The organism is Acinetobacter junii CIP 64.5 (genome assembly GCF_000368765.1).
Classification (GTDB): domain Bacteria; phylum Pseudomonadota; class Gammaproteobacteria; order Pseudomonadales; family Moraxellaceae; genus Acinetobacter; species Acinetobacter junii.
This window is the reverse complement of the sequence record NZ_KB849655.1, coordinates 884,726-897,904: the sequence shown is the minus strand read 5'-3', so window position 1 is coordinate 897,904 and position 13,179 is coordinate 884,726. Positions and strand designations below refer to the sequence as shown.

Annotated in this window: 9 protein-coding genes; 7 read left to right on the top strand and 2 right to left on the bottom strand. The window is 37.9% G+C overall.

Annotation, left to right across the window (positions count from 1 at the left end; translation table 11 throughout):
* The first annotated feature begins 113 nt into the window (after positions 1–113).
* The 3 genes from F948_RS09900 to F948_RS09890 all read left to right on the top strand — a co-directional run bounded on the left by F948_RS09900 (position 114) and on the right by F948_RS09890 (position 5,375).
* Positions 114–1,817 (top strand): M61 family metallopeptidase, encoded by a 1,704-nt coding sequence (locus tag F948_RS09900; protein WP_004963304.1) that lies wholly within the window; start codon positions 114–116, stop codon positions 1,815–1,817.
* Positions 1,818–2,239: 422 nt separating this feature from the next.
* The gene (locus F948_RS09895) at positions 2,240–4,471 is read left to right on the top strand and encodes an NADP-dependent isocitrate dehydrogenase (RefSeq protein WP_004963301.1); all 2,232 of its coding nucleotides are present in this window, start codon (positions 2,240–2,242) and stop codon (positions 4,469–4,471) included.
* Between the two features lie 163 nt (positions 4,472–4,634).
* The gene (locus tag F948_RS09890; RefSeq protein WP_004963298.1) at positions 4,635–5,375 is read left to right on the top strand and encodes a hypothetical protein; all 741 of its coding nucleotides are present in this window, start codon (positions 4,635–4,637) and stop codon (positions 5,373–5,375) included.
* A gap of 60 nt (positions 5,376–5,435) precedes the next feature.
* Here the strand turns inward: F948_RS09890 and F948_RS09885 are convergent, their stop codons facing one another.
* Positions 5,436–6,239: an rRNA large subunit pseudouridine synthase E gene (locus tag F948_RS09885; RefSeq protein ID WP_004912587.1), complete on the bottom strand. Its 804-nt coding sequence runs from the start codon at positions 6,237–6,239 to the stop codon at positions 5,436–5,438.
* 193 nt (positions 6,240–6,432) lie between these two features.
* On the opposite strand from F948_RS09885, the gene icd reads away from it, so the two are divergent.
* The 4 genes from icd to F948_RS09865 all read left to right on the top strand — a co-directional run bounded on the left by icd (position 6,433) and on the right by F948_RS09865 (position 12,689).
* Positions 6,433–7,689, top strand: coding sequence for an NADP-dependent isocitrate dehydrogenase (gene icd / locus F948_RS09880; protein WP_004963293.1), 1,257 nt, complete (start codon positions 6,433–6,435; stop codon positions 7,687–7,689).
* Positions 7,690–7,860: 171 nt separating this feature from the next.
* On the top strand, positions 7,861–8,682 hold the full coding sequence (locus F948_RS09875) for a PhzF family phenazine biosynthesis protein (RefSeq protein ID WP_004963292.1): 822 nt from the start codon (positions 7,861–7,863) through the stop codon (positions 8,680–8,682).
* A 144-nt stretch (positions 8,683–8,826) separates the two neighbouring features.
* Entirely contained in the window at positions 8,827–11,589 is a 2,763-nt protein-coding gene (locus F948_RS09870) for a M16 family metallopeptidase (protein ID WP_004963289.1), read from the top strand.
* A 134-nt stretch (positions 11,590–11,723) separates the two neighbouring features.
* Positions 11,724–12,689: a calcium/sodium antiporter gene (locus tag F948_RS09865; RefSeq protein WP_004963287.1), complete on the top strand. Its 966-nt coding sequence runs from the start codon at positions 11,724–11,726 to the stop codon at positions 12,687–12,689.
* Positions 12,690–12,776: 87 nt separating this feature from the next.
* Here F948_RS09865 and F948_RS09860 read toward each other — a convergent pair whose 3' ends face one another.
* On the bottom strand, positions 12,777–13,160 hold the full coding sequence (locus F948_RS09860; protein WP_004963285.1) for a DUF3144 domain-containing protein: 384 nt from the start codon (positions 13,158–13,160) through the stop codon (positions 12,777–12,779).
* Positions 13,161–13,179: the final 19 nt, after the last annotated feature.

Sequence of the window (13,179 nt, the reverse complement as noted above, 5' to 3'; positions counted from 1 at the left end):
CTTTTTTAGTGGAGAATCCAGCCACTTTTGCTGACAATTACGACATCTACGCATGACTTTGTAAAAAAATGCTAAGCTGTGTGAAACCGTTCTTATTTTTATGATCTTAAATTATGTTGCACTATCAAATTGAGTTCGACGATTATCGCCAACATCTGATTCACGTCACCCTTCGTTTTCTGGCTAACCCTAATCAAGAATTATGGTTACCGACTTGGATTCCTGGTAGTTATTTAATTCGTGAGTTTTCTAAGCATATCGAATCGGTAAAAGCTTCTGACGAAGCTGGGCGCTTATTAAAAATTAAAAAAACAGAGAAAAATCGCTGGCGTTTGTTTAATACCGATCATGAGCTTATTACTGTTGAATATGATGTCTACGCATATGATTTATCCGTACGTGGTGCTTATGTTGATCAAACACGACTATACGTAAACCCAGCGTGTGTTTGTCTAGGTCTCCAAGATCAGGAACATGCGCCATGTGAAGTAGAACTATTTCTACCAAGCGAATTAAAGCATTTCCAACTGGCAACAGGACTAGTTTCAAAGAGTCTTGTTAAGGGGCGTTTTACTTTAAAAGCAGAGAGTTACGATCAGCTAATCGATAGTCCATTTGAGTTAGCCGAGCAAAGCCGTTTTAGCTTTGATGCAAATGGTATCCCACATGAGTTTGTGATTTCAGGCAAACACGCGACTAATTTAAATCGTCTTCAGGCAGATATTGAAAAAATATGCCGTACTGAAATAGATATGTTTGGTTCAGCACCTTTTAAAAACTATACCTTTATGACGATGGCAACAGGCAATAGTTATGGTGGTTTAGAGCACTGTAATAGCACAAGCTTAATTACACCTCGTGATGATTTGCCTAAAGCAAATGAACCAGAAGAACCATCAAAAGACTATCAGCGCTTTTTGGGTTTGTGTAGCCATGAGTATTTCCATTCATGGTTAGTTAAATTTATTCGTCCAGAGAATTTCGCAAATTACGATCTACACAAAGAGTCATACACCAGTTTGTTGTGGATCTTTGAAGGATTTACTTCGTATTACGATGATTTAATTTTGTTGCGTAGTGGCGTCATTTCACAAAAGTCTTATCTTGATTTATTAAAAGCTCAAATTGACCGTTATCTACAGAATCCTGGACGTTTTATTCAATCTGTTTCTGAGTCAAGTTTTGATGCATGGATTAAATTCTATCGTCAGGATGAAAACTCAAATAATGCAGGAACGAGTTACTACAACAAAGGTAGTCTAGTCGCATTGTGTTTAGATTTGGGTTTACGTTTACGTGGTTCAAATCTTGATGCACTTATGCGTCGTTTGTATGAAAACACTCAAAATGGCATACAAGTTAATGATCGCACGATTTTTGAGTTATGTAATGAATTGACTGGCGATAATTGGATTGAACAGATTAATCATTTGATCAATACCACTGATGAATTACCACTAGATCAACTTTTACCTGAGTTTGGTTTGAGCTATACGCTTAAAAATGACAAAGCATTACCATTCGGCTTAAAAGTTACTGACAAAGCTGAAGGTGTTGTTATTCAAAATGTTCGTCGAGAAAGTTCTGCAGCAAAAGCAGGCTTATCTGCAAATGATGTGATCATTGCAATCGATGGCTTAAAAGCTTCCGAAAAACTACTATCTAAGTATGCTAAACAGCCAGGGACATATAATGCATACGCATTTCGTAGAGATGAGTTATTGCAATTTGAACTCATAGCAGGGGAAAACACCTTAGCGACTGTTGAACTCAATATTGAAGATCAAAACAAACTGGATGCATGGCTAAAACTTTAGTCTTATCCAAGCTTTCAAAGAAACACCGCTCAAGATGACAGTCTTGAGCGGTGTTTGTTTTTGTTTCTATTAAATTATTGAAATAAATAATAATTTGTAAATTCATTTCAAATTCTAAAATAACGAAGAGTATATGTTTTGTAGTATTTCTTAAAGAAATGTCGTTATCACAGGATATGACATTGACTGGCTTAGTGTGAATCCTGATAATCTCATGTTTTATTTAAGCTAACCGGTTCGCAGGGCTAAATGCCTAAGCTCACAACTACTATTTCGTAGCGAAATGTCGTTATCACAGGATATTGCGTTGACTGAGATGCGATCAAGACTGATACTCTCAGGCCTAAATCAAGCAAACCGGTTCGCAGAGGCTGGGCCAAAAGCTCGCTTCTAAAAACTCAATTTAACACAAGGGGCTATATATGGCTGGTGGAAAGTCAAAAATCATTTATACACTGACTGATGAGGCGCCGTTATTGGCGACCTACTCGCTACTGCCGATCATTGAGACCTTTACTAAGCCAGCTGGCATAGAAATTGTCAAGAGTGACATTTCTGTTGCAGCGCGTGTGCTTGCAGAATTTTCGGACTACTTAAGTGATGAGCAGAAGGTGGCTAACAACCTTGCAGAGCTTGGTCGCCTTACTCAAGATCCAGATACGAATATCATCAAACTGCCGAATATCAGTGCGTCTGTTGCTCAATTGACAGCATGTATCAAAGAGTTACAGTCCAAAGGATATGCAATTCCTGATTATCCAGAAAACCCTACTACGGATGAAGAGAAAGAAATCAAGACTCGTTACGGTAAATGTCTTGGTTCTGCTGTAAACCCTGTATTGCGTGAAGGTAACTCAGATCGTCGTGCGCCTGCTGCTGTTAAAAACTATGCGAAGAAGCATCCACATTCGATGACTGAATGGAAACAGTGGTCTCAAACCCACGTATCACACATGGAAGAAGGTGACTTCTATCATGGTGAAAAATCAATGACGCTTGATCGTGCACGTAACGTGAAGATGGAATTGATTACTAAGCGTGGTGAAACGATTGTTCTGAAACCGAAAGTAGCACTTCAAGATGGCGAAGTAATTGATTCAATGTTCATGAGCAAAAAAGCATTGTGTGACTTCTATGAGAAGCAACTCGATGATTGCCGTGAAGCAGGTATTTTATTCTCGTTACACGTAAAAGCCACAATGATGAAAGTTTCACACCCGATCGTTTTTGGTCACTGTGTGAAAATTTACTACAAAGAAGCATTTGAGAAACACGGTAAGTTATTTGATCAGTTAGGTATTAACGTCAATAACGGTATGGCTGGTCTTTATGAAAAGATCGCTACTTTACCAACCTCACTTCGTGAAGAAATCATTGAAGATTTACATGCTTGCCAAGAACATCGCCCTGCATTAGCAATGGTTGACTCAGCAAAAGGCATCGACAACTTCCATTCACCAAACGATGTAATTGTAGATGCTTCAATGCCTGCAATGATTCGTGGTGGCGGTAAAATGTGGGGTGCAGATGGTAAACCTTACGATTGTAAAGCGGTAATGCCAGAATCGACCTTCGCACGTATCTACCAAGAAATGATCAATTTCTGTAAGTGGAATGGTAATTTTGATCCGAAAACGATGGGTACTGTACCTAACGTTGGTTTGATGGCTCAAAAAGCAGAAGAATACGGTTCACACGATAAAACATTTGAAATTCCTGAAGCTGGTATTGCGAACATTACAGATTTAGACACGGGTGAAGTACTGATGTCTCAAAATGTAGAAGAAGGCGATATCTGGCGTATGTGTCAGGTGAAAGATGCACCGATTCGCGATTGGGTAAAACTTGCAGTAAGTCGTGCGCGTAACTCTGGTATGCCTGCAATTTTCTGGCTTGACCCATATCGTCCACACGAAAATGAGTTGATCAAGAAAGTTGAGAAGTACTTAAAAGAGCATGACACTGAAGGTTTAGACATTCAGATCATGTCACAAGTACGTGCAATGCGTTATACGCTTGAACGTGTAGCTCGTGGTTTAGATACTATTTCTGTAACTGGTAACATTTTACGTGACTATTTAACTGACTTGTTCCCAATCATGGAGTTGGGTACTTCAGCGAAAATGTTGTCTATCGTTCCGTTAATGGCGGGCGGTGGCATGTATGAAACAGGTGCAGGTGGTTCAGCGCCGAAACATGTTCAGCAGTTAGTTGAAGAAAACCACTTACGTTGGGATTCGCTAGGTGAATTCCTTGCGCTTGCAGTATCTTTAGAAGAGCTAGGTCTTAAAGAAGATAATGCACGTGCTAAATTGCTAGCGAAAACACTTGATCAAGCTACGGGTAAACTGCTCGATAACGATAAGTCTCCATCACGTCGTACTGGTGAGCTAGATAACCGTGGTAGTCATTTCTATTTAGCAATGTATTGGGCTGAAGCACTTGCTGCTCAAGACGAAGATGCTGAGTTAAAAGCGAAGTTTGCTCCTCTTGCAAAAGCTTTAGTTGAAAATGAGCAAAAAATTCTTGCTGAATTGAGTGAAGTACAGGGTAAAGCAGCTGATATTGGTGGTTACTACGCTGTGGATCCAGTAAAAGTAAATGCAGTAATGCGTCCAAGTTCAACTTTTAATGCTACGCTTGAAACGATTTAAGTTTTAATGCAGAACTAACAAACCTGTTGGTAATGTAAAAATACCGATGCGAAAGCATCGGTTTTTTATTTGATAAATAAGATATTTTTAAATTTGACTGTTTATTAATAATCTATTTAAATTTAAATAAAACATAAATTTATAATTCATTTCTTTAAAATCTATGAATAAGAGAAGTTTAACTATTGGAATTCTTGTTACAGTAATTTGGATTGCAATTATTGTATTTATTTATCTTTTTACAGGCTTAGAACATCCGAAGTCTTTGAATGAGTTTGGAGATTTCTTAGCTGGTGTTTTTGCACCCGTTGCTTTCTTTTGGTTGATTTTAGGGTATATGCAGCAGGGCAAACAATTAGAACAAAATACCAAAGCTTTAGAGCAACAAGAAAGAGCGCTTCAACTTCAGATTGATGAGATGAGAGAAGGGATAAAACAGCAAGTTGAATTAGTGCAACTTCAAAGACAACAACTCGATGAACAGCATAAGATGCTCGAACCAAGATTTATTATTTCTCAATCTAAAGTAAATTCTCCCGTTTATGGCAGTAGCACAGATCCTAAGATAGATATTAACCATAATATAGTATTTCTTGTGATCAATTACACTCTAGAAAATTTGGGAGGAGATGCTTTTAATTTGAGAATAACACACCCGAAGAGTAAGGAGATTTTAAAAAAACTTAGTACCGTAAAAGCATCTACATCAGAGGAAATTAGATTTGAATTGGCACAATTTCAAATAGATCAATTAAATCAAAAAAAAGAATTGGAAGATTCATTAGATTTTTTTTATGAAAGTATAAATGGGCGTTCAGTAAAATATGAATTACTTATTCATGTATATCAAACCAACCATCCATTTTATGGTGTAAATCTCTTTTTGAAGAAAGCTGATTTATAGAAAATACAAACTATACAAATTTAAAAAGCCCACTTCCGTGGGCTTTAAAACATCTAAATTCTAACGACTATTTCGGCTACGTCCGCGTGGAGCTTTGGTATTTGGTCGTGTTGTGCCATTAGTCTTGCGACGTGGTTTCTCACTTTCATCCATTTGCCAAATACGCTTAGTACCAGACTTCTTCTTATTTGGGTCTTTTTTATCGCCTTCTTTCTTTTTCTGATGCATTGGTTTACCACCAGTGCCACCTGGTTTTTTCACGTATGAGCGAGAACGATAAGGCTTATCTTCAGGAAGATCTTTAAAATCAGGATAAAGTAAAGGTTCGATCTCTTTTTGTTCACCAGGTTGTAAACCTAAACGTACAAGGTCGATGGCACCAATCTTAGTACGAATTAAACGTAATGTCGGAAAACCAACAGCAGCTGTCATACGACGAACTTGACGGTTACGACCTTCACAAATCTGAAGTTCAATCCAACTCGTTGGGATGTTGGCACGGAAGCGAACAGGTGGATCACGATCCCACAACCACTCAGGTTGATCAACCTTAATTGCTTTTGCAGGGAGTGTCATACCATCAGCAAGCTCAACACCTTTACGTAGCTGTTCTAGCGCTTCTTCTGTGACATCACCATCAACTTGTGCGAGATAAGTTTTAAATTTTTTATTGGTTGGATTGGTGATGTACTGGTTTAAACCGCCGTGATCAGTCAGGAACATGAGGCCTTCAGAATCGAGGTCAAGGCGACCCGCAAGACGTAAATCAGGATCGTGGATAAAATGTGACAGCGTTAAATGCGCCTCATCCTCACGAAACTGTGACAACACGTCAAAAGGTTTATTAAATACAACTATTTTCATATGAATATACTACTTTGGCTTTAAGTGGCACCATGACATAAAGCTTTTTATTTAAGAGAGAAATGTTTGTATTTCTCCTATAAATCTCAAAAACCTTGCTTATGGATTAAACTGTTTCATGTAATAACAACGAAAGTATGCCATAGAAGGCATACATTTACTCGCAAGATACACATGAGGGAGAACCTGTAAAATGGGTTATCAGAAGATCGTGGTTCCTGCTGACGGTGACAAAATCACAGTAAACGCAGACCTGTCACTGAATGTTCCAAATCATCCAATCATTCCTTTTATAGAAGGTGATGGTATTGGTGTGGATATTACACCAGCTATGAAGGCAGTAGTAGATGCTGCTGTTCTAAAAGCGTATGGTGGTAAACGTTCAATTGAGTGGATGGAAGTATATTGCGGCGAAAAAGCAGATAAAATATATGGCACTTATATGCCAGAAGAGACTTTCGAAGCATTACGTGAATTTATTGTTTCAATCAAAGGTCCTTTAACCACTCCTGTTGGTGGTGGTATCCGTTCATTAAATGTTGCGCTCAGACAAGAACTTGATTTGTATGTCTGTGTTCGACCAGTGCGTTGGTTTGAAGGTGTACCATCACCTGTGCAACATCCTGAATTAACAGACATGGTTATTTTCCGTGAGAACTCTGAAGATATTTATGCAGGGATTGAATGGAAAGCAGATTCGGATGAAGCTAAAAAAGTTATCAAATTTCTAAAAGAAGAAATGGGCGTAACAAAAATCCGTTTTGATGAAGGCTGTGGTATTGGGATTAAACCTGTTTCAAAAGAGGGTACTCAACGTCTTGTCCGTAAAGCCATTCAGTTTGCAATTGATAATGATAAACCTTCAGTGACGCTTGTCCATAAAGGCAATATCATGAAGTACACCGAAGGTGCCTTCAAAGAGTGGGGCTATGAGCTAGCGATGGAGCGTTTTGGTGGCGAACTATTCGATGGTGGTCCTTGGGTTAAAATTAAAAATCCAAAAACAGGCAAAGACATCATTATTAAAGATGTGATTGCAGATGCATTTTTACAGCAAATTCTTATGCGTCCAGCAGATTATTCAGTTATTGCCACGCTTAATTTAAATGGTGACTATATTTCTGATGCGCTTGCAGCAGAAGTTGGTGGTATTGGTATTGCGCCAGGTGCAAATATTGGTGGTGCGATAGCAGTGTATGAAGCGACACACGGTACAGCGCCGAAATATGCAGGACAAGATAAAGTAAATCCAGGCTCGATTATCCTTTCTGCTGAGATGATGCTGCGTGATATGGGGTGGGTTGAAGCTGCTGATTTGATCATTAAAGGTGTATCAGGTGCGATTGAAGCAAAAACAGTGACCTATGATTTCGAGCGTTTAATGCCTGGTGCAACCTTGGTACGTTGCTCTGAATTTGGTCAAGCAATTATTGAACATATGGGTGATTAATCTATTTATGATTTTAAAAGAGCGGTTAAACCGCTCTTTTTTTGTTCTATATAATTTATATTAATTCTGTGTTGAGCTTTTTAGTTGTATCGTAAATTTTAAAAAAACTGTATCTAGTATTTTTAGATCATTTGTTCAAAATATGCTGAAAATTATGAAGAGTTTGCTGTTATGAAAATGTATCAAGTTGATGCTTTCACCAAAGAATTATTCAAGGGCAATCCTGCAGCGGTTATAGTTTTGGATAATTGGTTAGATGAGCATTTAATGCAAAATATCGCATTAGAAAATAATCTTTCAGAAACAGCTTTTGTCCGAAAAATAGATGATGCTAATTACGAAATACGCTGGTTTTCACCGACAGATGAGGTTGCCTTTTGTGGACATGCAACTTTAGCTAGTGCCTATGTTTTATTTAAAGATTTTACAGAAGCGAAGACCATACGGTTTCATGTCCGTCAACTTGGAATTTTTGTAGTTACTCAAGATGCTGATGGGAAAATCAAAATGAATTTTCCGATTCGTAAAGCTGAACAGGTTTCTGATTATCCACAAGCTTTACGTGATGGCTTAACCAAGCCATTTAAGGCAGTTTATTTAAATGCTCAAGCCTATATTGTTGAATATGAGTCTGTCCAAGATGTATTGGATGAGCAACCGAACCTAGAGAAATTAAAACAATTAGGACAGGTACGTACAGCAATTACTGCATCTCAAACTGATATTGCAATAACTGCAAATGGTGAGGATGGAAAGTTCGATTGCGTGTCACGTTATTTTGCTCCTACGATTGGGATAGACGAAGATCCTGTAACAGGTTCGATTCATACGGCAATTGTTCCACTTTGGGCAGAAAAACTGAACAAACAACGATTAGTTGCATATCAAGCATCAGCACGTGGTGGCATTTTGGAATGCTTCATTGAGTCATCAGAGCGTATTGAAATTTCGGGATATGCAAAGTTATATATGCAGGCTGAACTATCTATTTAGCTTGTAACAAAAAACGAATAAAAACAATGAAAAAAGCTGTTTAAGTGAACAGCTTTTTTCAAAATATAACTATTAAAAAACTATGCTGTTTACTAGTATGGACGCTTGTATTTATTTAAATCATCAAAAATATTCGGATAATCTATGTTAATGCGGTTTAAGCAACTTACACTCTCTCTTTGTTTACTTGGGGTGAGCGCAGCTTCATGGCCTCAGGCTGTACTCGTAAAAACTGAAAAAAATATCGAAGAATATAAATTAGACAACGGCTTTAGAGTTATTCTCGCCCCAAATGAAAAAGAAAATAAAGTCTTTGTAAATACAGTTTATATGACAGGTTCTTTGAATGATCCAAAGGGCAAAGGTGGTTTGGCTCACTTGCTTGAACATTTGGCTTTTAAAGGAACACAAAATGTAAAAGGTGAGGAATTTCAACGTCGCCTTGATCAATATACCTTAATGACAAATGCAAGCACGGATTATTATTCAACTAAGTATTTGAATATTGTTCGTCCAGAGAAAAATGCGCTCAATGAGATTCTGTATTTAGAATCTGAACGTATGGATAAATTGGTGCTTCAGGAGAAATTTGTTCCATCAGAAATTGAAATTGTGAAACGTGAACGTGAAATCCGTATGGATCAGCCATTTGCGGTATTGATGGATCAAATGTGGAAAGCTGCCTACGGAAATCAATACTTAGGGCGTTTGCCGATTGGTGATCTACCTGAATTGAAATCGATAAAAATGAAAGAGCTGAACCAGTTTTATAAAACTTGGTATGCACCTAATAATGCGGTCATGGTGATCTCTGGTAAATTCGATAAAACAGAAGTTTTACAGAAAATTGATCAATATTTTAGCCCTATTCCAGCACGTAAAATTCCAAGCCCAGTACAAGTCCCTGTTTTAGATTCAAGTAAAATTGAACAACGCCAGTTTACGGTACAAAAGGGAAGTGATCTTGCCAAGTTTAATATTTATATGAATGGCAAGAATGAAAAATTACAGCCAGCTTTAGCGCTCGCTCCAGCATTATTTACGATGCAACCGAGTGGAACTTTATATAAAAGTATGGTTGAAACAGGCATTAGTACAGCAGTGCAATCAACCACTTGGTTAGACCAAGACTTTAATGTCGTATTCATGGGGGCGATTTACGCACCTAATCATGATGCGAAAAAAGTGGGTGATGCTCTAGTTGATGGGGTTGAAAATAGCAAAACTTTTACTGATGCAGAATTACAACGTATAAAAAATATTACTCAAAATACAGCCGATACGATTGCAAATGATGCAGTCGCTTTAGGCTCACGTTTGAGTGATTATGCTGTGTCTTCACACGGTCAGTGGGATGAATACTTTAGAGACTTAGAGGCGATTCAGAACTTAAAACTTGAAGATGCTAATCAAACTTTAAAACAATTTTTAGTCGCTTCACATCGAATTTCTGGGGATATTTTACCTACTCCAGAAGATCAGAAAAAAGCGATGACTTTAAAAGCTGAAGATAAACCAAAAACCTTAGATCAAAACACTGAGCAAGCTGAACCGCTGAAAGATCCAAGTGTTTATCAGCAAGAGGTGAAACAGTTCATCGAACAATCTGCCCAGCAGTTACAAAAGAATGAAAAGAAGATTCAACGAGGCGAATTAAAGAATGGCATTCGTTATGCTTTATTCCCAACCCCAACACGTGATGATAAAACCTATGCCACGATTAGTTTAGATTTTGGTAATGAGAAATCTTTATTCGGCAAAGGTGTTACTTTAGATCTAACCAGTTATTTGATGCTACGTGGTTCAGAAAAACATACTTTACAAGAAATTACCGATAAGGCAATTGCTGCAAGTGGTGGAGCATCGGTGAGTTCGAATGGTAATGGAATGACCATTGTGGTTCAGGCCAAAAAAGACAAATTTGAAGACTTTTTAAGTTTTATCATTGATGTCATTAAACAACCTAAGTTTTCTCAGTCTGAATTCGATTTGGCTAAAAATCAGAGCTTATCTGCTTTAGATCGCCCTTATACAGAACCAGCGATCGTATCATCAATGACTTTAGCAAGGCTACTTGAAACCTATCAACCAGGTGACTTGCGTTATCATTTTGAACCTGAGTTGACTAAACAACAGCTTAAAGATGCCACTCAGTCACAGGTTAAGCAATTTTATGATCAATTCTTCATGACCAATCATGCGCAAATTGCAGTGACTGGTGATTTTGATGCTATAAAAATACAGAAAACTCTAGAAAATGCATTTGGAAAATGGAAGACGAAACAGCCATATCAAAAGATAGTCACTCCATTTGTAGCATTTAAAGCTCAAAAAGTTCATGCCTTATCTGAGCAACGTGAGTTTGGAAGTTATCAAAGTGTGCTCACAATTCCAGTTGGCGCTTATCATCCAGATGCGGCTGCATTGATGATTTTAAGTCACATTATGGGGAACTCTCAGCTTTCGTCTCGTTTAGCTCAAGAGCTAAGAGAGAAAAATGCATTGGTCTATGGATTTGGTAGTAGTGTAGATTTAGATTCAGATACAGAAAGTGGTTCGCTCAGTATTTCAGCAAATTACACAGCAGGCCGCTCAGATCAAGTCTCACAGTCTGTGCATAAAGTGTTGAATGATTTACTTGATAAAGGTGTTACTCAGCAAGAAGTTGAAGCTGCAAAAGCTGACATTATGAAGAAACGCGTGACTTCATTAGAAGATGAACGTTCGATTCATGGCATGTTGACGGGTCAACTTGAGCGCAATAAAACACTGCTGGATCGAGCAAAACGTGATCAGGAAATTGCTAAACTAACGAAATCTGACATTGATACCGTGATTAAGAAATATATTAAGCTTGATCAGTTTGTTGAGGTTATGGCAGATCAGTATGGAAAAGCGCAACAATAATTGGCATCAATAGTTTCGGACTAAGCTAATTTTTAGTCATCAATAAAATAATACTTAAGTGCTTTATTTTCTTCGCATGAAATGAGATTTTATGATTCATAAACCTCATTTCAAACTAAAGTGCGGGGAATAATATGCTTTTAGCTTTAATCGCTGTTCTTGCTGGAATTGTTTTATTGGTGTGGAGTGCTGACAAGTTTATTGATGGTGCTTCTGCAACTGCTCATCATCTAGGAATGCCTTCATTATTGGTTGGCATGATCGTTGTCGGATTTGGTACATCTGCTCCAGAACTTGTTGTCTCGGTCATGGCTGCACTAGATGGTAATCCTGGTATTGCGTTAGGTAATGCTTATGGTTCAAACATTGTTAATATTGCATTAATACTAGGGCTGACGGCTATCATTCACCCTATCGTGGTGCATTCAACAATAGTTCGTAAGGAGCTACCTCTTTTATTAGCCGTGACAGTGGTAGCGATCATGCAAATCATGGATGGCGAACTGAGTCGGAATGATGCATTGTTACTGTTCTTGCTTTTATTTGTTTATATGGGATGGACAATTTGGCAAGGTATGCGCAGTAAAAGTGATGTTTTAAGCCATGAATTTGATTTTGAATTACAAACACATCAAATGCCTCTTAAAAAGGCTATTCCACTACTAATATTTGGGTTAATTGTATTAGTTATAAGCTCACGTCTATTGGTGTGGGGAGCTGTTGAGATTGCTCAATCCTTTGGTGTAAGTGAATTAATTATTGGTTTAACTGTTGTAGCTATTGGAACTTCATTACCAGAGTTAGCCTCATCCATCGCTGCTGCTAGAAAGGGTGAACTTGATATCGCGATAGGAAATGTAATTGGTTCAAATATGTTCAATACTTTGGCAGTGGTTGGACTTGCTGGAATGATTCATCCTACTACAGTACCCCAAGAGGTTTTACAGCGTGATATGGTGGTAATGGGCGTACTCACCTTGAGTCTACTTTTTTTCACTATCAGTTTGAAAGGGCATGGACGTATCGGGCGTTTAAAAGGTGGAATTTGGTTATTCAGTTTTATCGCTTATACAGCTTATCTAATTAATACAGCTTTTTAATTTATTTAATCAGAACAAGGCATTAAACTAATGAATGCCTTGTTTTGATGAAGATAAATATTTAATCTCTAAAGACTAATTTACTCGTCAATGATCATGTTTATGAGCATGAAAATCTTCATTTTTACGGAAGCGTAAATAGTTTTCAAACTGCTCGCAATATTCGTCAAAATTATCTTCGAGCATCATTTGAAATTGTTGAAGCAAATAAGTCATCACTTGCTCTTTGGCATCACGCATTTCATTGCCATTTTTAAAGTTATTTGCAGCGACCCAAGTATTAAAACGAGCAGTCGCGAATAGCATAGCAGCGCTCACTTGTCCGCGTAATTCCTCTGGTTTTGCTGGTTGACCTTTCGGTGGGCGGCAATACTCATTGGCGAGTTTGATGAATTCATCTGCACGCTCAAAAAACACCGCATTTAACGCTTCTTCTTCCGTCACATCGGTGGCGTTGATTTTTTGAGACATGATCATTTTCCAACAAAAA